Origin of the sequence: Streptococcus sp. 29887 (genome assembly GCF_032595075.1) — a bacterium.
GTDB classification, from domain to species: Bacteria; Bacillota; Bacilli; order Lactobacillales; family Streptococcaceae; genus Streptococcus; species Streptococcus iners.
The window spans coordinates 12,617-36,138 of the sequence record NZ_CP118735.1 but is presented as its reverse complement, the minus strand read 5'-3'; the positions used below and the strand labels follow the sequence as shown (position 1 = coordinate 36,138).

Genomic DNA, 23,522 nt, shown 5'->3' with positions numbered 1-23,522 from the left:
TCTCCTTATTTTTTCACTGCCCCTAACTCCTCCAAAACTGCTGGATAGAGTTGGTACTCCGCTTCATGTATTCTTGCTTCAAAGGCTTCCAAGGTGTCATCGGCCAATCGGGGTACTCGGACTTGTTTGATGATTTGTCCTGTGTCAACGCCACTGTCAACCCAGTGGACTGTCACACCACTTGCTGCCACACCTGCATTCCAAGCGTCTTCAATCCCGTGAGCCCCTGGAAATTCAGGCAGATAAGCCGGGTGGATATTGATGATACGACCTTCATATTGAGCAAACAAGGTCGGACCCACAATCTTCATATAGCCTGCCAAGACCACCAAGTCAATCTGGTGCTGGTCTAATAGTTGGATGAGGGCCTCTTCGTAAGCCTGCTTATCCGCAAACTCTTTTAATTCAAAAGTAAAGGCTGGCACACCAAGTTTTTCAGCCCGTTCCAAGACATAGGCATTTCTGTGGTCTGAAAAGAGGAATGCTACTTCAAACTGCTCTGCAATGACTTGAAAATTAGAACCAGACCCACTGGCAAAAACAGCTATTCGTTTCATTTGATGACCACGCTCTTGTCTTCCTTAGTGATAATGCGGCCGATTTCATAGACTTCTTCGCCTACCAATTCACGGACTTTCTCCACCTGTTCTGGACTGACAGCCAATACCAGACCGATACCCATATTGAAGATTTCAAACATTTCTTCATGTTTGATCTGGCCGTATTTTTCAAGGGCCGTAAAGATTGGGAGGACTGGAATCTTATCTTCTTCAATTTCAGCTGCAAGGTTGTCCGCAAACATACGAGGCACATTTTCGATGAAGCCACCGCCTGTGATATGGGCAATGCCGTTGACCAGCCCTGCTTTTACCAGAGGCAATACCTGCTGGACATAAATACGGGTCGGCTCTAAGAGGACGTCCCTAAGAGCTCTGCCATTGAGCTCTGGCAACAGAGCGTCGCCAGAAACATCCGCAAAAACACGACGGACTAGGGAATAACCGTTGGAGTGGATGCCGCTGGAAGCTAGGCCAAGGAGAATGTCACCCTCCTGGACCTTACTGCCGTCAATAATCTGGGACTTCTCCGCAATACCGACAGCAAAACCAGCCAGGTCATAGTCATCCTCGCCGTACATGCCAGGCATTTCAGCCGTTTCACCGCCAATCAGGCCGCAACCAGCCTGGACACAGCCTTCTGCAACACCTGCAACCACCTGCTCCAGCTTGGCTGGCTCATTTTTTCCAGTCGCAATGTAATCGAGGAAGTAAAGTGGCTCCGCACCCGCAGCAATGATGTCGTTGACACACATAGCCACGCAATCCTGACCAATGGTGTCGTGCTTATCGTACTGGATAGCCAGCATGAGCTTGGTTCCCACGCCGTCCGTCCCAGATACCAAGACTGGCTCTTTGACATCCAGTTTGGTCAGATCAAACATACCACCAAAGCCACCGAGAGCTCCCATAACGCCCAAACGCTCTGTCCGAGCAACGTGTTTCTTAATCCGCTCAACCACTTCGTAGCCAGCTTCGACGTCAACACCCGATTGGGCATAGGCATTTTTATTTGTCATTTTAATTCCTTTCAACAGTTTACAGGTCTGTCAAGTAACGTTGACACCTCTGTCTTTACTTGACATTTTCAATGTAGAAACTCGTTTTCTCTTCTAGGCTACGGAGGTACTCTTCCTCGTAGTCATAGAGAGGAGTTGGAAATTCTCCGTCAAAATAGGCCACACAAAGTCCACCTTTTGGAGCATCGGTGTCGATACCAATGGCCTCTATCATCCCTTCAAGAGAAAGGTAGGTCAGACTGTCAGCTCCGATAATCTCACAGACTTCTTCAGCCGTATGATTGGCTGAAATCAGCTCCCGGCGGGTCTGAATATCAATGCCATAGAAACATGGGTACTTGAGTTCTGGGCTGCCGATAGCCACATGAACTTCTTTTGCCCCTGCATCACGAAGAAGCTGGACAATGCGACGGCTAGTTGTACCGCGAACAATGGAGTCATCAATCATGACCACGCGCTTGCCTTTGACAACACTTGAAACGGCTGACAACTTCATACGAACACCCTGCTCCCGCAATTCCTGGGTTGGTTGAATAAAGGTCCGCTGGGTATATTGGTTTTTAATCAGCCCCATTTCATTTGGCAAACCAGATTCTTCTGCAAATCCCATAGCCGCAGATAGGGAGGAGTTTGGCACACCAACCACGATATCCGCTTCATGTTGAAATTCCCGGGCCAAACGACGACCCATATTTTTACGAGCCGTGTGGACATTGACCCCGTGAATAACCGAGTCCGGTCGGGCAAAATAGACATATTCCATAGAACAAACTGCTAGCTGAGTGTCGGTCGTATAGCGGTCATAGTGAACACCGCTATCATCGATGATAAGAATCTCACCAGGCTCCACATCACGAACCCACTCAGCACCTACTACTTCAAAGGCACAGGTTTCACTAGCAACAACCCAGGCACCATTTTTCATCTTTCCAATTGAAAGCGGACGGAAACCGTTTGGATCCAGAGCTGCGACCAGCTTGTCTTCCAGCATAATCAAGTAGGCAAAGCCACCCTTAACAGTATTGAGGGCTTCCTTGATTTTTCCCATAAAGTCTGGATTGTGACTGCGACGAATCAAGTGCATGAGAATTTCAGTGTCAGAAGAAGAAGAGAAAATAGAACCATTTTTTTCCAGTTCAGCCTTCAAGCTAACCGCGTTGGTTAAGTTCCCATTATGAGCCAAACCCACCTGCATATCTGCAAAGTCAAAGAGGAAGGGCTGGATATTGTTGATGGAAGCAGAGCCAGAAGTCGCATAGCGGACATGACCAATAGCAGCCCTTCCTGTCAAGGCTTCTAAATCTGCTGGATTTTTAAAGACTTCTGCAATCAGGCCTGTTCCGCGATGGCGACGTAAATGCCCACCATCATTGGCCAAAATCCCTGCTCCTTCTTGTCCTCGGTGCTGCAAGCTATGCAGACCAAAATAGGTCACCTGAGCAGCCTGCGGATGTCCCCAAATGCCGAAAACACCACATTCTTCGTTGAGTGATTTAACTTCGTATGTCATAGTTATTTTCCTGTAAAATAGCGAACTGCTGAAACAAACAATCCTTGGTCTTTCTTACCTGGAATATTTTGGAAAAGACCGTCCTCGTACCGCTCCGAATGCCCCATTTTCCCGATGATTTGTCCGTTTCGGCTAGTAATACCTTCAATCGCATGGCTAGAACCGTTTGGATTGTACTTAGAATCCATGCTTGGCTGACCTGCAAAATCAACGTATTGGCTGAAAATCTGCCCATTATCCCGCAAGACAGCGAATTCTTCGTCAGTCACCACAAATTTTCCTTCCCCGTGAGAAACTGGGATAGCATGAATATCACCGACCTGAACACCTGCCAACCACGGTGAGTTGACATTGGCAATCCGCGTTTCCACCATTTTTGCAACGTGCTGGTTGGCATCGTTGTAGAAAAGTGTCGGACTGTTTTCACCAGCCTCCTCAAAGTTACCATACGGCAGCAAGCCTGATTTGACAAGGGCCTGGAAACCATTACAGATACCGATGATGAGGCCACCTTTTTCGATAAATTTGTCAATAGCAGAGCGGACCTTGGCGTTTCGTAAGATAGTCACGATAAACTTAGCAGACCCGTCTGGCTCATCCGCAGCGGAGAATCCACCTGCAAAGAATAGAATATTAGCCTTGGCAATGTTGGCAACCATGGTGTCAACAGACTGTTCAATACTTTCCGCATCCAAAGTCACAAATGGCACCAGATTAACCTTGGCACCAGCCTGTTCAAAAGCCTTAGCGGAGTCGTATTCTGAGTTGGTACCTGGGAAGACTGGGATGTAAACAAGAGGAACATCAACTCTTTCCTTGGCTTGCACAACTGAAACACTGGCAAGAGCTGGAACTTCTTGTAGTTCTGTATCCTGTTCAAATTCTGTTGGGTAAACTTCTTCCAACTTTCCTTCAAAGGCAGCTTGTAGGTCCTGTCCAGCTAGGTTGACACCATTGATAAGCAGGGTAAAACCTGTTGTCGTTTGACCGATTTTCACAGCATCTGGAATGTCTTCTTGCGATGTGAAGACAAAGCCACCAAGTTGACCTGTCAAGCTGGTTTCAAGCTCCGCCAATTCGACTTCTGCACCAAACTGGTTACCAAAGGACATGAGGGCTAGACTTTCTAGAACTCCTCCATACTTGACTGCACTAGCAGCCGTAATCGTGTAATCGCTCTGCCATTTTTCAAAAGTCTCAAAATTAGACTTGATCAAGGCAAAATCAATGTCTTCTGATAAAATCTGACCTGGCAGGTAATAAATGTGCTCGCCAGCTGCCTTGAACTCAGGCGAGAGGACCTTGCGGCTGTCTGCCGTTGTCACACCAAAGGCCACCAAGGTCGGCGGAACAGTCAAGTCCTCAAAGGTACCAGACATGGAATCCTTGCCACCGATAGACGGCAAGCCAAGCTGAATCTGAGCCTCGATAGATCCCAGTAGTGCTGCTACTGGCTGACCAAAACGCTCTGCCTGCTTATCCATTCGTTGGAAATACTCCTGATAGGAGAAGCGAGCCTTGGACCAGTTAGCCCCTGTTGCCACCAAGCGAGCTGTCGCTTCGATGACTGCATAGGCTGCTCCGTGGTAAGGTGACCAGTCTGCCAGATAAGGATGATAGCCCTGAGCCATGACAGAAGCCGTGGTCGTCACACCGTGCTGGACAGGCAACTTCTGCACAGAGCTTTCTGTCGGTGTTAACTGATGGCGACCTCCGAGTGGGTGGTTAACGGTTGAGCGACCAACAGATGAGTCGAAAATGGTCTGCAAGCCTTTCTGACTAGCATGGTTGAGGTCTGATAGAAGATTTTTCAAGTCCTCCTGTACAGTTTCAGCGGAAGTTCTACGTGTTTCTGGCAGCTTGGCAGGACTGTCAACCACCTTGGCATCCACCACCACGCGCACACCATTGGTATCAAGGAAGGAACGTTCCAAGTCAACAATGGTTTGACCATTCCAAGTCATGACGAGATTTGGTTTTTCAGTGACTTTGGCTACAACAACCGCATGGATATTTTCCTGACGGCAGGCTGCGATAAAGGCATCTACGTCTTCTGGACGGACAACTACACTCATCCGCTCCTGTGATTCGGAAATGGCAATTTCCGTTCCATTCAAGCCCGCATACTTGAGCGGAACCTTGTCCAAGTTAATTTCCAAGCCATCTGCCAGCTCTCCAATGGCTACGCAGACACCACCTGCACCGAAGTCATTGGATTTTTTGATAAGGCGTGTAACGTTACCGTTTCGGAACAAACGTTGGATTTTACGCTCTTCGATGGCATTTCCTTTTTGGACTTCCGCACCAGCTGTTTCCACAGACTCAACTGTCTGTACCTTGGACGAGCCTGTTGCCCCACCGATACCGTCACGGCCTGTTTTGCCACCCAACAAGATGACCACATCGCCTGCGACTGGTTTTTCACGGACCACATTTTCCTTAGGAACAGCACCAACCACGGCACCCAGTTCCATACGTTTAGCGACAAAGCCTGGGTGGAAATACTCACGTACATAGGTGGTCGCCAGACCAATTTGGTTTCCGTATGAAGAGTAACCATGTGCCGCTGTTTTTGAAATGATTTGCTGTGGCAATTTCCCTGGGCGAGTAGCCGTCAGAGGTTGGGTAATATCGCCCGCACCTGAAATCCGCATAGCCTGATAAACATAAGAACGACCTGACAAGGGATCACGAATGGCACCACCGATACAGGTTGCGGCACCACCAAAAGGCTCGATTTCTGTAGGGTGATTATGGGTTTCATTCTTGAACATGAGGAGCCATGGCTCTTTTACTCCATCTACATCCACTTCAATTTCCACCGAGCAGGCATTGATTTCATCTGACACTTCCATGTCATCCAGACGACCATTTGCTCTCTCATAGCGACCAAAAATGGTCGCCATATCCATAAGTGTCTGCGGCTTATCTGTCCGACCCAACTCTGCTCGCATCGCCAGATACTTGTCATAAGTTGCCTGCAATTGCTTGTGGAATTTTGAAGCTGAAAAGTCAATAGACTTGAGTTCCGTTTCAAAAGTCGTATGACGGCAGTGGTCACTCCAGTAAGTATCCAAGACCTTGAGTTCTGTCTCAGTTGGCACTCGACCAATTGACTTGAAATAATCCTGAATAAAGAGCAGGTCTTCCACTTCCATAGCCAAACCAGCCTCACGCTTGTAAGACGCAAATTCCTCTGCCCCGTAGCTATCAAAAAAGTCCAAGCTTGGAATGACAGTATCTGACACCGAAAACTCCTGAGCCACCAAAGGAGCATCCATATCCTTGAATCGCGAATCCACAGGGTTAAGCAAATAATTCTTGATAGCAGCCAATTCTTCTTCCTGCACATCACCGTTCAAGATGTAAAGTTGCCCTGTATTGACACGCACCTCCTGGCGACTGCCCAATAAGAGAAGGGCCTCTTGACTGCTTGCAGCCCGCTGGTCAAACTGACCAGGCAAAGCCTCAATAACAAAATAAACCGCGTCTTCCAAGCCCAGTTCCGCTTCCGACAAGACCTTGTCCGTCACCTGCTCAGTAAAGATATGCTTGATGGCCTGCTCCAGCAAGTCCTCCTCAAGATTGAAAACATCGTAAACCTGCACCAGACGTACACTCGTCAAACTCTTCAGTTGCAAATTATGAGTCAACTCCTTACGAAGAGCCTCCGCCTTAATCTGAAAATCCGCCTTCTTCTCAACAAAAATCCGCTTCGCCATTTTTTCCAATCCTTATTTCAATTCTTGTAATTTTGCCAATACGACCTCGTAAACCTCGGTCAACTCCCCTAGACCCCGACGAAAAACATCCTTGTCCAGATGGTTGCCATCCGCATCCCATAAACGACAATTATCAGGCGAAAACTCATCCGCCAATAAAATCTGACCAGACGAGTCAACCCCAAATTCTAGCTTGAAATCCACCAAAGTCAACCCAATCTGAGCAAACAAGTCCTTCAAGAAACTATTGATACGACATGTTTCTTCCTTGATATAGGCGATTTCTTCTGAACTAGCTAGATTAAGAAAAGCAATATGTTCGTCGTTGATAAAAGGATCGTCCAACTCATCTTTTTTATAGTAAAATTCCACGATTGGAGTAACTAAGGCAATCCCTTCTTCCACACCAAACCGTTTTGAGAAAGACCCAGCTGTCACATTTCGCAAAACCACCTCGAGAGGAATAATCTCCACCTTCTTATTCAACTGCTCTGTGTCTGACAAACGCTTGATAAAATGTGTCTTAACACCTGCAACATTCAACTTTTCAAAAATAAGCGAAGAAATTAGATTATTCAGTCGGCCCTTGCCCACAATCTGTTCTTTCTTGCCACCATTAAAAGCCGTTGCCTGGTCCTTGTAAACTGCAACAATCTGGTCACTATCAACTGTAGCGTAGATATCTTTAGCTTTTCCTGAATAGAGAAGGTCTGTTTTCATTAAAATGTTCGCCTTTCATAAAATATTCTAGTCTTTTCGTTTATTCTAACACACAACATTCGCCTATACAAGAATTTTACGGTCTTTCAACTAAAAACAAAGAAAAACGCCCGTAAACTACGAACGTTTCTGTAATTCTTCATAAATAAAATCCACAATATCTGCTAATGTTTCAAAGCGCTCAATGGCCGCATCAGGAACATCGACACCAAACTCGTCTTCCAAGGTCAATACGAATTCCATAATTTCCACTGAATCCGCTGCGATATTATCTGCTAAAGAAGATTCTGACTGGACTTGAAAATCATCACCCTTCTCCTCTTGAATAATGGCAACAACCCGCTGATAAACCTGCTCTCTAGTCATTACTGTCCTCCACTACTGAAAATTTCTCCACCGATTTTTCAACAATACCAGCCTCCAAAATAGAACGCGTCTGCTTAATGGTATAGAAAATCGACTGGGCATCGCTGGATCCGTGCGCCTTGATGACAGGTGCTTTCAGACCAAGCAAGACAGCACCGCCAGCCTTCTTGTAGTCCATAGCCCCAAGTGCTTTTTTCAAGGTTGGCTTGACCAAAAGACCGCCCAATTTGGCACGCAGACCACCATTTTTGATAGAGCCTGTCAACTGACCGACGATAGATTTTGCCGTTCCCTCAACGGTTTTCAGCACAGCGTTTCCCGTGAAACCATCCGTCACAACCACATCTGCCACACTATTGAGCAACTCACGCGCCTCCACATTGCCGATAAAGTTGATTGACTTGTCTTCCGCCAAGAGTTTATAGGCCTCTTGGTGAACTGGCGTGCCCTTGGTATCTTCCGTACCGTTGTTCAAAAGTCCCACACGAGGTTGTTTGACACCACGCACGTGCTCCGCGTAAAATGAGCCAAGAATGCCATACTGATAGAGGTGATGAGCTGTATTTTCAGCATTTGCTCCCAAGTCCATCATATCAAATCCCTTACCGTCCATAGTCGGCAAGGTAGACATAAGACCAGGACGGTCGATGTTCTTGATGCGACCGACAACAAAGACACCTGCCGCCAAAAGAGCACCTGTATTTCCTGCTGATAAGACCGCATCTGCCTGACCATCCTTGACAGCCTTGGTCGCTAGGACCATCGATGCTTCTTTCTTACGACGAATGGCCTTGACCGGCTCATCATCAGAATTAATTTTCTCCGTCGTATGAACAATGCTGACACGCTCTGTTGCTGTCAAATACTGCTTGATTTTAGCCTCATCACCATAAAGTTGAATGTCAATGTCTGGAAAGGCAGCCAAGGCTTGATTGACACCTTCTACCACTGCCTGAGGGGCGTGGTCCCCACCCATAGCATCTACTGCAATACGTTTCATTCTGTTTCCTCATTTTCTGTTCTTGGTTTCATAATCTGCCCCCAAGAAGACAAATCATCTATAAATTTCTTGGATTTCAAGTGAATCCCCACATATTCCTCGTACAGCTGGTCAATAAAAAGCCGTAATTTTCGCTTCATCTCAGGCTTGATGGAAATGGTTTCCAGCTCATCAAAGGAAATAGCCTGAAATTGATTAAGCAAATAAGGAACATTGGGATCCAGATAAGCCCGTCGCTCATCTTGTTGATAGTGTTGCGGACACAAGACACCGCTGTACTTGTAAGAATAATCAAAAGGCAGACCAACCCGATGACAAAAAGCACACTCGTGAAAATTCAGACTGATCCCAAACCGACCCAAGATCTGAATTTCAAAAATATTTGTCAAAATTTCATAGTCCAAGCCCGTTTCCATCAAGTCCAAGGTCTTGACCAAAAAAGCAAAGAGGGCTGGGTCATAGACCTTATCCTGCAAGGCGGCATCTGCCAAGGCCAAAATATAGGTCGCATAACTGAGCTTAAAAATATCGCCGTTGATAGCTTTAAAAGGCTGTACCTGATGAAAATCTTCAATATAGGAAAGCCCATCATCGTTGATTTTGACGATAAAATCCGCATAGGTCAAAGGCTGGATAGAAGCTACCAGCTTGGACTTAGAAGCATGTTTCACGAAAAACATTCGCTTGCCAGCCTTCTCCGTAAAAATCTTGACCAGCTTATCATCTTCCCGAAAATTCCGATTGTAAAGGACTAAGCCTCTAGTTTCAATTCGTTCCATTTTCTTCTAGATAGTCCTTCAAACGAGCCATAGCTGTTTGAATCTTCTCCATACTTGCTGCATAGGAAATCCGTACATAACCTTCTCCATACTGACCAAAGGCCGCTCCTGGAATAAAGGCCACCGCTTTCTTCCTCGCAAAGTCCTGCAAGAAACTAAAGGAATCTTGATTGTAACCCGCAGGGATTTTTGCAAAGATATAAAATGCTCCATCAGGCTTAATAATCTCAAAGCCCAAATCCGTCATTTTCTCGATGATGTAATCCCGACGTTTGATATACTCTGCCCGCATCGGAAGCGCATCATCCTTACCATTTTTCAAGGCTTCAACCGCACCATACTGCATAGCTGTAGACGCTGCTGTTACCAGATACTGATGGCTCTTGATGATTTGAGCGATAATAGGAGCCTGACTCATAATCAAGCCAATCCGCCAGCCTGTCATGGCATGGGACTTAGACAAGCCCTGAATTAAAATAGTCTGCTCTGGTAAAAACTCCGCAATCGAAGTATGAGGTTGACCAGTGTAAGTCAACTCCGCATAGACCTCATCTGATAGGACAAAGACAGGGTACTTACGAATAATATCAGCAAAAGCCTGGATTTGCTCGCGTGAATAGGTCACACCCGTTGGGTTGGCAGGATAGTTAAGAATGACAGCTTTTAACTTATCACCCTGGGCAATAATGGCCTCTTCCAACATCTCAGGTGTCAATACGAAATCATTGGCTGTTGTATCAATTTCTACTACATCGGCTCCCACCATATTGACAATTGGCTCATAGCCAGGATAGGCAGGGGCAGGTAAGAGAACTGTATCTCCAGGCTCCAAAATTGCAACTAAACTCGCTGATAGAGCCTCTGTCGCACCGATTGTAGATAGAATTTCTGTATCTGGATTGTAGTGTAAATTATATTTTTCAGCCACAAATTCCGCTGCAGCCTGACGCAACTCCAAAAGACCAGCCATACCAGTATAATAACTCTGGTTAGCGTCGATAGCAGCCTTAGCCGCTTCTTTAACATGATCAGGCGTTGTAAAATCAGGCTCTCCCAAGGTCAGTTTCAAAATCCCGGGAACATCCGAAATAGACTGATCAAACTGACGAATCATCGAAACCTCAATTCGGTTCAAATTCTTATTAAAACGGTGACGTAAATCCATAACAGACCTCCTAATCATTATATAAGAACATTATACCAAAAAAGGAGAACCTTTCGGTTCCCCAAACAGCTATTTAACAATCTTTGTTTCAAATAAAGGCGAAAGTGGGCGTTTTTCATGGATACGAATGATAGCATCTGCTAACAAATCCGCAGTTGAAATGTGCTCAATCTTATCAATCAAACGCTCCTGAGGAATTTCGATAGTATCCAAAACAACCAATTTCTCAATCGCAGACTTGCTAATGTTATCCATGGCTGGCCCAGATAAAACTGGGTGAGTGCAAGACGCATAGACAGCTGTCGCACCAGCCTCAGCCAAAGCATCTGCCGCATGGCAAATAGTCCCCGCAGTATCAATCATATCATCAATCAAGATACAGGTCTTGCCCTTAATGTCTCCGATAATATTCATGACCTCAGACGTATTCATCTTATCAACACTACGACGCTTATCAATAATCGCAATCGGTGTTTTCAAAAATTGGGCCAACTTACGTGCACGAGTTACACCACCGTGGTCTGGTGAAACAACCACATATCCCTCACCAACCATACCACGACGTTCAAAATAATCAGCAATCAGCGGAGCCCCCATCAAATGATCCACTGGAATATCAAAGAATCCTTGAATTTGAGCAGCATGAAGATCAATAGTTAACAAACGATTCACACCAGCAGTCTGCAACATATTTGCCACTAATTTAGATGTGATTGGCTCACGAGCACGAGCTTTCCTATCTTGACGTGCATAGCCATAATAAGGCATTACTACGTTTACTGATTCAGCAGATGCACGTTTCAAGGCATCTACCATAATCAAAATTTCCATTAAATTATCATTAACAGGTGAACTTGTTGATTGAAGAATGAAGACATGAGTCCCACGAATTGATTCTTCAATATTCACTTGAATTTCACCATCTGAAAACTGACGAACACTTGATTTCCCCAAAGGAATTCCTATTTTTTTCGACACCTGTTCAGCTAACTTCTGATTTGACGAAAGAGCGAACAATTTTAAGTCAGTAAACGCCATGACAGCCTCCTCTATATTTCTACCTTTACTATTCTAACGCTTTTTCTTTCATTTTTCAAACAAAAATAGAACGTAGTTCTACTACGCTCTATTAAAACTCTTAATATGGAGGATAAATATAATAAACAGCACCCTCTGAAGTTGTTGTTGGATTGAAGTAGCCACCACGGTGGTTGCCAATATAACGACGACCCATATAGTTAGATTCTACAACCTGGATACTTGTAGAAGATTCTACCGCAGTAACAACTGCAACGTGACCATAGTAGCCACCAGTCCATACTGCAATTGCTCCAACCTGTGGAGTTGAACCCGTACGGAAACCTTCTGCTGCTGCTGAAGCCAACCAATGTTTCGCGTCACCCCAGTACGGACCAACCCATGAAAGTTGTGATTTAACACCCCAAGTACATTCACCAACTGGATAAGATGAAGCATCAAAAGTCGCATTACGCGCTGCTGCTGAACTACCAGAACCAGTTGAAGATGACACAGCTGGAGTAGAAACAGTTTGTGTAGCAACAGGTTGACTAGCTGCAACTGTCTGAGCTGTTTCTGCGACTGCAGTTTGTGCAGGTTCAGTAGCCCCTTCTGATACTTCAGCATTTTCAGTAGCCGCTGATGCTGCAGCAACTGGAGCTGCAACCGATGCAGCCTGTTGTGCTGCTAAGGCACGTTGTTGCGCTTCATATTCTGCCTGACGTGCCGCTGCCTGACGTGCTGCCTCTTCAGCAGCCGCCTTTTGTTCAAGCAAAGAGTTTTTCTCATCTTCAGCAGTTGCTTTTTGAGCAGCAAGATTTAATTGAGCTACTTGTAATTCTGCCTGACGAACCTGCAATACCTGTGCATCGTCTTCCAATTTCTGACGGTTAGCTGCTAAAGTATTGATAGCTTCTTGGTTAGCCTTCTGTTTTTCTACAATAACTTCTTTATCCGTTTTTTGTTGTTCCAACATACGATTGTTGGCCGCAACAATCTCACGCATTGCATTAACACGTGATACAGCATCAACAATTGATTTTGAATCCAAAATTGTATTGATATAACTAGAAGCAGAAGCATCAGTTTGCGCACTACGAGCTTGTTCTTTCAAAGCACCATCACGTGATACAATATCAGCTGATAAACGCTCAATATCTGCTGCCAAAGCCTGTGATTCAGCTTCCAAACGGGTATTTTCTTCTGTCAATTTTGCTTGTTCAGCAACAATTTCATCAACTTGTCCTTGGATAACATCAACCTGTTGTTGAGCATCTGCTTGTTGAGCCGCAAGTTCATTGATTTGTTGATTTTTAGCTGCAATTTGACTATCAATATCATTTGCAACAATCACAGCCACATCATTCAAACTTGTAAGAACGACTGTGCTTAACAATAATGTAGCTAAGATTTTTTTCTTCATAAACTAATACTAACTCCTCTATACTTTCTGACTATACCATTTTAACAAAAAAATTGCGTAAGTATATTACGCAATTATTACATTTCTATGTCTTATTCGTAATTCCAAAAATCCGTTCTAAGATAGGTTGGATAAGTAAAAACAAAATAAGATTAAATAATAAACTCGGTAGTAATTTATTAAAAACAAATATAAAAACAGAGAGATTTGTCATCTGAAATACTCTAGCAAATAAATAACTAGTAAATTCAAATTGAAAAATAGAAACTAGCAAAATCAATAGATTGATTGAACTCTTATTTCCGACACCTTTAAAATAGAAATAAATACAAAAAATAACAAGAGGAAAAGTGGTCGTTGCAATTCCAACTAAAGAAAGATAAGATATATCATAAATCAATCCTAATAAAGTAAAAACAACAAGAGAAATAGAGAGAGAAACATAGTTTGCATAAAAAATAGCAAGCATAAATAAGATATGGCAAGATATAGCAAATAAGCCAGCTGACATATTGGATAAAAGAGTCGATACCTGCCCATCAATCAACAAAACTAAAAACAGAACAGGAAACATGAAAAATTCTAAAACTCTATTGCGCATCTGATTGACCCACTACTAATACTGAATATATTGATGAAAAACTAGCTGAAGGCTCTACATATAGTTCACGATTTAAGTTATTGCTGCTAGCCTTAACCGAACGAACTTTTCCAATTTGAACATTAGCAGGTGTCGCACCAGCCAAATCACTCGTCACAACGTTACTACCAACCGCAATATCATCCGTAGCATTTAACTGATTGATAATAAAACTATTGGAATCCAAATCAAAACCAGCTAAAATACCGTATATATCCTTGGAATCGGTGCTTATTTTTACTGGAAGTTTGGTAAAATCATCAGCATTAGTAAACAATTTTACCACTGATGAGTTCTCCTCAATGGAGCTAACTACACCAACTAAACCACCATTTGCAACTACCAGAGCATTTTCAGAAATCCCCATATTCTGACCAACATCTATTGTCACCTGCTCTGACCATGAAGCAGGTGTTCTAACCAAAACTGAACCTGCAATATACCCTTTCTCTGGGAAAGACGAAGCCATTTCTAAACTTTTTCGCAATGTCTCATTTTCAGCTTTTAAACTAGCATTCTCATTTGCGAAATCTTGTACTGAGAGCAATGACTTCTTTAATTCCTTATTTTCTTCGTAGGTAGCAAACAAATGCGAAAGAGAGGACTGTTGATCAGAGAAAAACCTAGTAGGAACTGATAAAAAAGATTGAATTGGTCTAACGAGTAAATTTATAGAAGAATTGACAAAGGGTAACTCTGCTCCCTTTGAAAAAGTTAAAAACAACAATGAAAAAGATAATAACAGAAAAACAGAAATTGCAATCAACAATTTAGAAAATTTATTCATGGCTCCTCCAATAAGATACAATAAAACGAGAATATCAAATGATAATCTCGTTCATTACGGAGAATAAGGGATTCGAACCCTTGCGCCAGTTACCCGACCTAACGATTTAGCAAACCGTCCTCTTCAGCCTCTTGAGTAATTCTCCATTTATACAATATAATGGGCACGAGTGGAATCGAACCACCGACCTCACGCTTATCAGGCGTGCGCTCTAACCATCTGAGCTACGCGCCCAAGAACATATACTTGGACAAGTAAATAATGGCGCGAGACGGAATCGAACCGCCGACACATGGAGCTTCAATCCATTGCTCTACCAACTGAGCTACCGAGCCATAAGATTATTGTGGACCTTAATTGGAACCTACGACCACAAGTCAAAGAAACTCCATCCCACGGTAGTGAAAGGAGGATGTGGGATTCGAACCCACGCACGCTTTTACACGCCTGACGGTTTTCAAGACCGTTCCCTTCAGCCGGACTTGGGTAATCCTCCAATTATGGACCTTGTAGGACTTGAACCTACGACCGCTCGGTTATGAGCCGAGAGCTCTAACCAGCTGAGCTAAAGGTCCAGCAAACAAGAGTAAATAGCGGCGAAGGGGATCGAACCCCCGACCTCCCGGGTATGAACCGGACGCTCTAGCCAGCTGAGCTACACCGCCAAATATAAATCGGGAAGACAGGATTCGAACCTGCGACACCTTGGTCCCAAACCAAGTACTCTACCAAGCTGAGCTACTTCCCGCTGTTATTAAAAATAAAGCTCCCCTAATGACATCATTAAGCGAGTCATGCACCCTAGAGGATTCGAACCTCTAACCGCCTGATTCGTAGTCAGGTACTCTATCCAGTTGAGCTAAGGGTGCTTCTATAAAGTCCATGCCGAGGACCGGAATCGAACCGGTACGATGTTGCCATCGCAGGATTTTAAGTCCTGTGCGTCTGCCAGTTCCGCCACCCCGGCCTCTCAAAGCGAACGACGGGATTCGAACCCGCGACCCCCACCTTGGCAAGGTGGTGTTCTACCACTGAACTACGTTCGCAATCTCTTCAAATGCCGGCTACATGACTTGAACACGCGACCCTCTGATTACAAATCAGATGCTCTACCAACTGAGCTAAGCCGGCCTATTATTATTTCCTTATGCGGGTTAAGGGACTTGAACCCCCACGCCCGAAAGCGCCAGATCCTAAATCTGGTGCGTCTGCCAATTCCGCCAAACCCGCATATGACTCGTGCTGGGCTCGAACCAGCGACCCATTGATTAAAAGTCAATTGCTCTACCAACTGAGCTAACGAGTCGTAAATATGACGCAAACTCTGTTTGCTCTATTTCCAACTTCAAATAGTCTCCTAGACTATTTGAACGGTCCCGACGGGAATCGAACCCGCGATCTTCGCCGTGACAGGGCGACGTGATAACCGCTACACTACGGGACCTATGGGAGTTAACGGGATCGAACCGCTGACCCTCTGCTTGTAAGGCAGATGCTCTCCCAGCTGAGCTAAACTCCCTATTCGCTAAGCGACTACCGTATCTCACAGGGGGCAACCCCCAACTACTTCAGGCGTTCTAGGGCTTAACTGCTGTGTTCGGCATGGGAACAGGTGTATCTCCTAGGCTATCGTCACTTAACTACTGAGTTTTGTCAACTCAAAATTGAATATCTATATTCTAACAAGAAACCGAACGCTTGTCAATATTGACTTCGTTGAATTTTGCTTATCTAGGATAAGTCCTCGAGCGATTAGTATTGGTCCGCTACATGTGTCGCCACACTTCCACTTCCAACCTATCTACCTGATCATCTCTCAGGGCTCTTACTAACATAAAGTTATGGGAAATCTCATCTTGAGGTGGGTTTCACACTTAGATGCTTTCAGCGTTTATCCCGTCCCTACATAGCTACCCAGCGATGCCTTTGGCAAGACAACTGGTACACCAGCGGTAAGTCCACTCTGGTCCTCTCGTACTAGGAGCAGATCCTCTCAAATTTCCTACGCCCGCGACGGATAGGGACCGAACTGTCTCACGACGTTCTGAACCCAGCTCGCGTGCCGCTTTAATGGGCGAACAGCCCAACCCTTGGGACCGACTACAGCCCCAGGATGCGACGAGCCGACATCGAGGTGCCAAACCTCCCCGTCGATGTGAACTCTTGGGGGAGATAAGCCTGTTATCCCCAGGGTAGCTTTTATCCGTTGAGCGATGGCCCTTCCATACGGAACCACCGGATCACTAAGCCCGACTTTCGTCCCTGCTCGAGTTGTAGCTCTCGCAGTCAAGCTCCCTTATACCTTTACACTCTGCGAATGATTTCCAACCATTCTGAGGGAACCTTTGGGCGCCTCCGTTACCTTTTAGGAGGCGACCGCCCCAGTCAAACTGCCCGTCAGACACTGTCTCCGTAGATGATAAACCTACCGGGTTAGAGTAGCCATAACACAAGGGTAGTATCCCAACAGCGCCTCAGTCGAAACTGGCGTCCCGACTTCGTAGGCTCCTACCTATCCTGTACATGTGGTACAGATACTCAATATCAAACTGCAGTAAAGCTCCATGGGGTCTTTCCGTCCTGTCGCGGGTAACCTGCATCTTCACAGGTACTAAAATTTCACCGAGTCTCTCGTTGAGACAGTGCCCAAATCATTACGCCTTTCGTGCGGGTCGGAACTTACCCGACAAGGAATTTCGCTACCTTAGGACCGTTATAGTTACGGCCGCCGTTTACTGGGGCTTCAATTCAGATCTTCGCTTGCGCTAAACCCTCCTCTTAACCTTCCAGCACCGGGCAGGCGTCACCCCCTATACATCATCTTACGATTTAGCAGAGAGCTGTGTTTTTGATAAACAGTTGCTTGGGCCTATTCACTGCGGCTGACGTAAAGTCAGCACCCCTTCTCCCGAAGTTACGGGGTCATTTTGCCGAGTTCCTTAACGAGAGTTCTCTCGCTCACCTGAGGCTACTCGCCTCGACTACCTGTGTCGGTTTGCGGTACGGGTAGAGTATGATACAACGCTAGAAGCTTTTCTCGGCAGTGTGACGTCACTAACTTCGCTACTTAACTTCGCTCCCCATCACAGCTCAATGTTATAGATACAAGCATTTGACTCATATCACACCTCACTGCTTAGACGGGCACTTCCAATCGCCCGCTTTAGTTAGCCTACTGCGTCCCTCCATCACTTCATACTCTAGTACAGGAATATCAACCTGTTGTCCATCGGATACACCTTTCGGTCTCTCCTTAGGTCCCGACTAACCCAGGGCGGACGAGCCTTCCCCTGGAAACCTTAGTCTTACGGTGGATGGGATTCTCACCCATCTTTCGCTACTCATACCGGCATTCTCACTTCTATGCGTTCCAGCACTCCTCACGGTATACCTTCTTCACACATAGAACGCTCTCCTACCATAACACCTAAGTGTTATCCACAGCTTCGGTAAATTGTTTTAGCCCCGGTACATTTTCGGCGCAGGGTCACTCGACTAGTGAGCTATTACGCACTCTTTGAATGAATAGCTGCTTCTAAGCTAACATCCTAGTTGTCTGTGCAACCCCACATCCTTTTCCACTTAACAATTATTTTGGGACCTTAGCTGGTGGTCTGGGCTGTTTCCCTTTCGACTACGGATCTTAGCACTCGCAGTCTGACTGCCGACCATAAATCATTGGCATTCGGAGTTTATCTGAAATCAGTAAACCGAGATGGCCCCCTCATCCAAACAGTGCTCTACCTCCAAGATTCTTAATGTCGACGCTAGCCCTAAAGCTATTTCGGAGAGAACCAGCTATCTCCAAGTTCGTTTGGAATTTCTCCGCTACCCACAAGTCATCCAAGCACTTTTCAACGTGCCCTGGTTCGGTCCTCCAGTGCGTCTTACCGCACCTTCAACCTGCTCATGGGTAGGTCACATGGTTTCGGGTCTACGTCATGATACTAAAGCGCCCTATTCAGACTCGGTTTCCCTACGGCTCCGTCTCTTCAACTTAACCTCGCATCATAACGTAACTCGCCGGTTCATTCTACAAAAGGCACGCTCTCACCCATTAACGGGCTCGAACTTGTTGTAGGCACACGGTTTCAGGTTCTATTTCACTCCCCTTCCGGGGTACTTTTCACCTTTCCCTCACGGTACTGGTTCACTATCGGTCACTAGAGAGTATTTAGGGTTGGGAGATGGTCCTCCCGGATTCCGACGAGATTTCGCGTGTCTCGCCGTACTCAGGATACTGCTAGGTATAAAGACTATTTCAAATACGAGGCTATTACTCTCTTTGGCTTACCTTCCCAGGTAATTCTTCTATACTCTTTAAGTCCACATTGCAGTCCTACAACCCCGAAGAGTAAACTCTTCGGTTTGCCCTCCTGCCGTTTCGCTCGCCGCTACTAAGGCAATCGCTTTTGCTTTCTCTTCCTGCAGCTACTTAGATGTTTCAGTTCACTGCGTCTTCCTCTACACTACCTTAACAGTAGTGAGTGACAGGCATTACCTGCCGGGTTCCCCCATTCGGACATCCCTGGATCATTGCTTACTTACAGCTCCCCAAGGCATTTCGTCGTTAGTCACGTCCTTCATCGGCTTCTAGTGCCAAGGCATCCACCGTGCGCCCTTATTAACTTAACCTTATTAACCTAATTTTTAAAAAAATTAGAAAACTCATTAAATATTCACAGCGTTTTCGGTTTATTTTCTTGTTACTATTTCTTAATGTATCCTTGCAGATACATCAGGAATGTTTGATAGATATTCAATTTTCAATGGACAAAATCTTAACAACTTCCGTTGTTAATGGAGCCTAGCGGGATCGAACCGCTGACCTCCTGCGTGCAAAGCAGGCGCTCTCCCAGCTGAGCTAAGGCCCCACAAGACCTCTCAAAATTAAAGAAGACTAACGTACAGGTTCCATTTCCTTAGAAAGGAGGTGATCCAGCCGCACCTTCCGATACGGCTACCTTGTTACGACTTCACCCCAATCATCTATCCCACCTTAGGCGGCTGGCTCCTAAAAGGTTACCTCACCGACTTCGGGTGTTACAAACTCTCGTGGTGTGACGGGCGGTGTGTACAAGGCCCGGGAACGTATTCACCGCGGCGTGCTGATCCGCGATTACTAGCGATTCCGACTTCATGTAGGCGAGTTGCAGCCTACAATCCGAACTGAGACTGGCTTTAAGAGATTAGCTTGCCGTCACCGACTTGCGACTCGTTGTACCAGCCATTGTAGCACGTGTGTAGCCCAGGTCATAAGGGGCATGATGATTTGACGTCATCCCCACCTTCCTCCGGTTTATTACCGGCAGTCTCGCTAGAGTGCCCAACTGAATGATGGCAACTAACAATAGGGGTTGCGCTCGTTGCGGGACTTAACCCAACATCTCACGACACGAGCTGACGACAACCATGCACCACCTGTCACCAGTGCTCCGAAGAGAAACCCTATCTCTAGGGCGGTCACTGGGATGTCAAGACCTGGTAAGGTTCTTCGCGTTGCTTCGAATTAAACCACATGCTCCACCGCTTGTGCGGGCCCCCGTCAATTCCTTTGAGTTTCAACCTTGCGGTCGTACTCCCCAGGCGGAGTGCTTAATGCGTTAGCTGCGGCACTGAGTCCCGGAAAGGACCCAACACCTAGCACTCATCGTTTACGGCGTGGACTACCAGGGTATCTAATCCTGTTCGCTCCCCACGCTTTCGAGCCTCAGCGTCAGTTACAGACCAGAGAGCCGCTTTCGCCACCGGTGTTCCTCCATATATCTACGCATTTCACCGCTACACATGGAATTCCACTCTCCCCTTCTGCACTCAAGTTTGACAGTTTCCAAAGCGTACTATGGTTAAGCCACAGCCTTTTACTTCAGACTTATCAAACCGCCTGCGCTCGCTTTACGCCCAATAAATCCGGACAACGCTCGGGACCTACGTATTACCGCGGCTGCTGGCACGTAGTTAGCCGTCCCTTTCTGGTAAGATACCGTCAAGTGAGAAACTTTCCACTCTTCTCACAGTTCTTCTCTTACAACAGAGCTTTACGATCCGAAAACCTTCTTCACTCACGCGGCGTTGCTCGGTCAGGGTTGCCCCCATTGCCGAAGATTCCCTACTGCTGCCTCCCGTAGGAGTCTGGGCCGTGTCTCAGTCCCAGTGTGGCCGATCACCCTCTCAGGTCGGCTATGTATCGATGCCTTGGTGAGCCGTTACCCCACCAACTAGCTAATACAACGCAGGTCCATCTCATAGTGAAGCAATTGCTCCTTTCAAACATCTACCATGCGATAAATGTTGTTATGCGGTATTAGCTATCGTTTCCAATAGTTATCCCCCGCTATGAGGCAGGTTACCTACGCGTTACTCACCCGTTCGCGACTCACTTATCTCGGTGGAGCAAGCTCCGGTGAAATAAGTGCGTTCCACTTGCATGTATTAGGCACGCCGCCAGCGTTCGTCCTGAGCCAGGATCAAACTCTCATAAAAAGTTTTGATTCAAACTCAAGCTATCACTAGCTTTCCGTTTTATTGTTTTTGTTCATTGACGATTTATCATTCGATAAATCACCCTGCACGTTTGGTTCGTCTTCTTTAATTTTCAAAGGTCTTGTTGTTATCGCTCTCTCGCGACAACTATCTTAGTTTATCATTTCTTCAACTGCTTGTCAACACTTTTTTGAAACTTTTTTAATTTCTTTTTTCGTGTTGTGTCGCTTCAGATTTGACAACTCAATTATTCTATCATCTTCATTTGACCTTGTCAACACTTTTTGTAGATTTTTTATGAAATAATAAAAACTGATAACCTAAAATGATTATCAGCTGTAATTTATTATTTTGTATCAATCTTCTCTTTTACTTCTTCATAAGAAAGAGGATGAACATCTTCGTTTTCATGTTCAATATTCTCTGGCATTTTGCCTGTCTCATAGAGAGATTTGATTTGAACACTGTCGAGAGTTTCATATTTAAGTAATGCTTCTGCAATTAGTTTATGAGTTTCGCGATTAGACTGAATAATTTCAGCTGCTTTATTGCGTGCTTCATTTAATAAATCACGGACTTCATTATCTAATTCATAAGCAGTTTGTTCTGATATGTGTTTGTGAGTTGTTTGCCCACCAAACATAGCATGACTACCTTCATACTGCATTGGTCCCATTTTTTCACTCATACCATATTCAGCAACCATAGCACGCGCCATCTGTGTTGCTTGCTCAAAGTCATTTGAGGCACCTGTGGTTTGAGTATTGAAGATAATTTCTTCTGCTACTCGACCACCCATAAGCCCAGCCAATTGCTCCTTCATATCTTCTTTTGAAAGTAGCATTTGATCTTCTTTCGGAAGGGCAATCATATATCCACCTGCACGACCGCGAGGTACAATAGTAACTTTATGAACTTCGCGAGCATTTGACAAAACAAGTCCAACAATCGTGTGACCAGCTTCGTGATAAGCAACAATTTCACGCTCCTTAGCTGAAACTTGACGGTCTTTCTTGGACGGACCAGCAATAACACGGTCTTCTGCTTCGTCGATATCTGACGCATCAATTACAGTCTTGTTTCGGCGTGCGGCTACAAGGGCTGCTTCGTTAAGAACATTTTCCAAATCAGCACCAACAAATCCTGGTGTTTGTTGAGCTACTAATTTCAAATCAACATCCGGAGCCAGAGGTTTGTTTTTAGCATGAACTTTAAGGATTGCTTCACGACCCTTGACATCTGGGCGACCAACCAATACTTTACGGTCAAAACGTCCTGGACGAAGAAGGGCTGGATCGAGAACATCACTACGGTTGGTTGCAGCAATGACGATAATACCTTCATTGCCTTCAAAACCATCCATTTCAATCAAGAGTTGGTTAAGGGTTTGTTCACGTTCATCGTTGCCGCCACCCATTCCGACACCACGTTGGCGACCGACAGCATCAATTTCATCGATGAAAATAATAGCTGGTGCTGCTTTTTTGGCATCTTCAAAGAGTGAACGAACACGGCTGGCACCGACACCGACAAACATTTCTACGAAATCTGAACCAGAGATAGAGAAGAATGGCACACCTGCTTCGCCTGCTACAGCCTTGGCAAGCAAGGTTTTACCTGTTCCTGGAGGTCCCTCCAACAAGACACCTGCCGGAATACGGGCACCAAGTTTGGTAAAGCGTTTAGGATCTTTCAAAAATTCTACCACTTCTACCAATTCTTGTTTTTCTTCTTCTGCACCTGCGACATCTGAGAAACGAACTTTGATATTGCTTTGCTCAAGAGCTTTTGCTTTGTTTCGTCCAAAGTTCATGGCACCTCGAGCTCCACCACCGCCTTGGTTCATCATCATCATGAAGAATACACCAACGATAACAAGTGGCAATAAATTAAAGATAATATTTAACCATAGCCCATTGGAACTTTCCGGCTTAATCGTTACCTTAACACCATTTTCATTTGCTAGGGTTTGTAATTCTGACAAGTTTGTTTCAGACGGAAGAATAAGAGATTTGAAGTTTTTATAAGTAACAGTATTAGAAACTTGGAATAACTTAATAGAAGAAGCTAATTCATCCTTAGCTGTCTGCTCTGTCTTATATTTACCAGTAATTTCAATAACGCTTGAATCTGGTTGATAGGTCAATTCTGACACATTGTTATTCTTAAGTTCAGTAATAACTTGTGAATAGCTAATTTCTTGAGTAGCAACCTGCTGACCGGCATTAAAGAACTGGAATGCCGTTAGAATAGTCGCAATAACTAGAATAATGAGAAAAGGATTTTTAATAAATCCTTTATTTGGTTGATTGTTCATAATATAGTAGGAAACCT

14 protein-coding genes, 16 tRNA genes and 3 rRNA genes are annotated in these 23,522 nt (G+C 45.2%); all 33 read right to left on the bottom strand.

All coding sequences use genetic code 11. The features are described from left to right. Window positions 1-5: 5 nt before the first annotated feature. The 33 genes from purN to ftsH all read right to left on the bottom strand — a co-directional run bounded on the left by purN (window position 6) and on the right by ftsH (window position 23,505). Window positions 6-557: a phosphoribosylglycinamide formyltransferase gene (gene purN / locus PW252_RS00230; RefSeq protein WP_248051136.1), complete on the bottom strand. Its 552-nt coding sequence runs from the start codon at window positions 555-557 to the stop codon at window positions 6-8. Next, window positions 554-1,576 carry a phosphoribosylformylglycinamidine cyclo-ligase gene (gene purM, locus PW252_RS00225; protein ID WP_248051137.1) on the bottom strand — a complete coding sequence of 341 codons (1,023 nt, stop codon included), beginning with the start codon at window positions 1,574-1,576 and terminating at the stop codon, window positions 554-556. The genes purN and purM overlap by 4 nt, the downstream gene beginning before the upstream one ends. A 55-nt stretch (window positions 1,577-1,631) precedes the next feature. Beyond that, window positions 1,632-3,086 (bottom strand): amidophosphoribosyltransferase, encoded by a 1,455-nt coding sequence (gene purF, locus PW252_RS00220; protein ID WP_248051138.1) that lies wholly within the window; start codon window positions 3,084-3,086, stop codon window positions 1,632-1,634. A gap of 2 nt (window positions 3,087-3,088) precedes the next feature. Continuing rightward, window positions 3,089-6,808 (bottom strand): phosphoribosylformylglycinamidine synthase, encoded by a 3,720-nt coding sequence (locus tag PW252_RS00215; protein WP_248051139.1) that lies wholly within the window; start codon window positions 6,806-6,808, stop codon window positions 3,089-3,091. Window positions 6,809-6,820: 12 nt separating this feature from the next. Beyond that, window positions 6,821-7,528 carry a phosphoribosylaminoimidazolesuccinocarboxamide synthase gene (gene purC, locus PW252_RS00210; protein WP_248051140.1) on the bottom strand — a complete coding sequence of 236 codons (708 nt, stop codon included), beginning with the start codon at window positions 7,526-7,528 and terminating at the stop codon, window positions 6,821-6,823. A 117-nt stretch (window positions 7,529-7,645) separates the two neighbouring features. After that, window positions 7,646-7,894, bottom strand: a complete 249-nt coding sequence (locus PW252_RS00205; RefSeq protein WP_248051142.1) for a phosphopantetheine-binding protein — start codon at window positions 7,892-7,894, stop codon at window positions 7,646-7,648. After that, window positions 7,887-8,894: a phosphate acyltransferase PlsX gene (plsX, locus tag PW252_RS00200; protein ID WP_248051144.1), complete on the bottom strand. Its 1,008-nt coding sequence runs from the start codon at window positions 8,892-8,894 to the stop codon at window positions 7,887-7,889. Before plsX ends, PW252_RS00205 begins: the two co-directional genes overlap by 8 nt. Continuing rightward, window positions 8,891-9,673 carry a DNA repair protein RecO gene (recO, locus tag PW252_RS00195; RefSeq protein WP_248051146.1) on the bottom strand — a complete coding sequence of 261 codons (783 nt, stop codon included), beginning with the start codon at window positions 9,671-9,673 and terminating at the stop codon, window positions 8,891-8,893. The genes plsX and recO overlap by 4 nt, the downstream gene beginning before the upstream one ends. Next, window positions 9,660-10,838, bottom strand: coding sequence for a pyridoxal phosphate-dependent aminotransferase (locus tag PW252_RS00190; RefSeq protein ID WP_248051147.1), 1,179 nt, complete (start codon window positions 10,836-10,838; stop codon window positions 9,660-9,662). The genes recO and PW252_RS00190 overlap by 14 nt, the downstream gene beginning before the upstream one ends. Before the next feature lie 69 nt (window positions 10,839-10,907). After that, window positions 10,908-11,876: a ribose-phosphate diphosphokinase gene (locus tag PW252_RS00185; RefSeq protein ID WP_105125541.1), complete on the bottom strand. Its 969-nt coding sequence runs from the start codon at window positions 11,874-11,876 to the stop codon at window positions 10,908-10,910. A gap of 100 nt (window positions 11,877-11,976) precedes the next feature. Next, on the bottom strand, window positions 11,977-13,278 hold the full coding sequence (gene pcsB, locus PW252_RS00180; protein WP_248051149.1) for a peptidoglycan hydrolase PcsB: 1,302 nt from the start codon (window positions 13,276-13,278) through the stop codon (window positions 11,977-11,979). A gap of 85 nt (window positions 13,279-13,363) precedes the next feature. Next, window positions 13,364-13,879, bottom strand: coding sequence for a rod shape-determining protein MreD (mreD, locus tag PW252_RS00175; protein ID WP_105125543.1), 516 nt, complete (start codon window positions 13,877-13,879; stop codon window positions 13,364-13,366). Further along, window positions 13,869-14,705, bottom strand: a complete 837-nt coding sequence (gene mreC / locus PW252_RS00170; protein WP_248051152.1) for a rod shape-determining protein MreC — start codon at window positions 14,703-14,705, stop codon at window positions 13,869-13,871. The genes mreD and mreC overlap by 11 nt, the downstream gene beginning before the upstream one ends. Before the next feature lie 57 nt (window positions 14,706-14,762). Beyond that, window positions 14,763-14,850: transfer RNA gene (locus PW252_RS00165), tRNA-Ser, on the bottom strand. Between the two features lie 15 nt (window positions 14,851-14,865). Continuing rightward, window positions 14,866-14,939, bottom strand: a tRNA-Ile gene (locus PW252_RS00160). 28 nt (window positions 14,940-14,967) lie between these two features. Next, window positions 14,968-15,040, bottom strand: a tRNA-Phe gene (locus tag PW252_RS00155). Window positions 15,041-15,111: 71 nt separating this feature from the next. Next, window positions 15,112-15,201: transfer RNA gene (locus PW252_RS00150), tRNA-Ser, on the bottom strand. Window positions 15,202-15,206: 5 nt separating this feature from the next. Then, window positions 15,207-15,280, bottom strand: a tRNA-Ile gene (locus PW252_RS00145). A gap of 16 nt (window positions 15,281-15,296) precedes the next feature. Next, window positions 15,297-15,370, bottom strand: a tRNA-Met gene (locus PW252_RS00140). A 9-nt stretch (window positions 15,371-15,379) separates the two neighbouring features. Next, a tRNA-Pro gene (locus tag PW252_RS00135) sits at window positions 15,380-15,453 on the bottom strand. Between the two features lie 47 nt (window positions 15,454-15,500). After that, window positions 15,501-15,574 (bottom strand) — tRNA-Arg (locus tag PW252_RS00130). Between the two features lie 14 nt (window positions 15,575-15,588). Beyond that, a tRNA-Leu gene (locus tag PW252_RS00125) sits at window positions 15,589-15,672 on the bottom strand. A 7-nt stretch (window positions 15,673-15,679) separates the two neighbouring features. Beyond that, window positions 15,680-15,751: transfer RNA gene (locus PW252_RS00120), tRNA-Gly, on the bottom strand. Window positions 15,752-15,763: 12 nt separating this feature from the next. Next, window positions 15,764-15,836, bottom strand: a tRNA-Thr gene (locus tag PW252_RS00115). Between the two features lie 17 nt (window positions 15,837-15,853). Continuing rightward, window positions 15,854-15,935: transfer RNA gene (locus PW252_RS00110), tRNA-Leu, on the bottom strand. Window positions 15,936-15,938: 3 nt separating this feature from the next. Beyond that, window positions 15,939-16,011 (bottom strand) — tRNA-Lys (locus PW252_RS00105). Window positions 16,012-16,076: 65 nt separating this feature from the next. Then, window positions 16,077-16,149, bottom strand: a tRNA-Asp gene (locus PW252_RS00100). A 2-nt stretch (window positions 16,150-16,151) separates the two neighbouring features. Next, window positions 16,152-16,224 (bottom strand) — tRNA-Val (locus PW252_RS00095). 5 nt (window positions 16,225-16,229) lie between these two features. After that, window positions 16,230-16,345: ribosomal RNA gene (gene rrf, locus PW252_RS00090) — 5S ribosomal RNA — on the bottom strand. A gap of 92 nt (window positions 16,346-16,437) precedes the next feature. Continuing rightward, window positions 16,438-19,340: ribosomal RNA gene (locus PW252_RS00085) — 23S ribosomal RNA — on the bottom strand. A 166-nt stretch (window positions 19,341-19,506) separates the two neighbouring features. Then, window positions 19,507-19,579, bottom strand: a tRNA-Ala gene (locus PW252_RS00080). Between the two features lie 52 nt (window positions 19,580-19,631). Continuing rightward, window positions 19,632-21,188 (bottom strand): 16S ribosomal RNA (locus PW252_RS00075). The 16S, 23S and 5S rRNA genes sit together here with 16 tRNA genes alongside, the layout of an rRNA operon. A gap of 346 nt (window positions 21,189-21,534) precedes the next feature. Next, complete coding sequence (gene ftsH / locus PW252_RS00070; protein WP_248049093.1) at window positions 21,535-23,505, bottom strand: ATP-dependent zinc metalloprotease FtsH; 1,971 nt, start codon at window positions 23,503-23,505, stop codon at window positions 21,535-21,537. Window positions 23,506-23,522: the final 17 nt, after the last annotated feature.

Coding starts and splice junctions, on each gene's coding strand:
- purC (WP_248051140.1), bottom strand. CDS start 7,528: ATGAAAACAGACCTTCTCTATTCAGGAAAAGCTAAAGATATCTACGCT.
- purF (WP_248051138.1), bottom strand. CDS start 3,086: ATGACATACGAAGTTAAATCACTCAACGAAGAATGTGGTGTTTTCGGC.
- mreD (WP_105125543.1), bottom strand. CDS start 13,879: ATGCGCAATAGAGTTTTAGAATTTTTCATGTTTCCTGTTCTGTTTTTA.
- recO (WP_248051146.1), bottom strand. CDS start 9,673: ATGGAACGAATTGAAACTAGAGGCTTAGTCCTTTACAATCGGAATTTT.
- PW252_RS00185 (WP_105125541.1), bottom strand. CDS start 11,876: ATGGCGTTTACTGACTTAAAATTGTTCGCTCTTTCGTCAAATCAGAAG.
- ftsH (WP_248049093.1), bottom strand. CDS start 23,505: ATGAACAATCAACCAAATAAAGGATTTATTAAAAATCCTTTTCTCATT.
- PW252_RS00205 (WP_248051142.1), bottom strand. CDS start 7,894: ATGACTAGAGAGCAGGTTTATCAGCGGGTTGTTGCCATTATTCAAGAG.
- pcsB (WP_248051149.1), bottom strand. CDS start 13,278: ATGAAGAAAAAAATCTTAGCTACATTATTGTTAAGCACAGTCGTTCTT.
- mreC (WP_248051152.1), bottom strand. CDS start 14,705: ATGAATAAATTTTCTAAATTGTTGATTGCAATTTCTGTTTTTCTGTTA.
- plsX (WP_248051144.1), bottom strand. CDS start 8,894: ATGAAACGTATTGCAGTAGATGCTATGGGTGGGGACCACGCCCCTCAG.
- purN (WP_248051136.1), bottom strand. CDS start 557: ATGAAACGAATAGCTGTTTTTGCCAGTGGGTCTGGTTCTAATTTTCAA.
- purM (WP_248051137.1), bottom strand. CDS start 1,576: ATGACAAATAAAAATGCCTATGCCCAATCGGGTGTTGACGTCGAAGCT.
- PW252_RS00190 (WP_248051147.1), bottom strand. CDS start 10,838: ATGGATTTACGTCACCGTTTTAATAAGAATTTGAACCGAATTGAGGTT.
- PW252_RS00215 (WP_248051139.1), bottom strand. CDS start 6,808: ATGGCGAAGCGGATTTTTGTTGAGAAGAAGGCGGATTTTCAGATTAAG.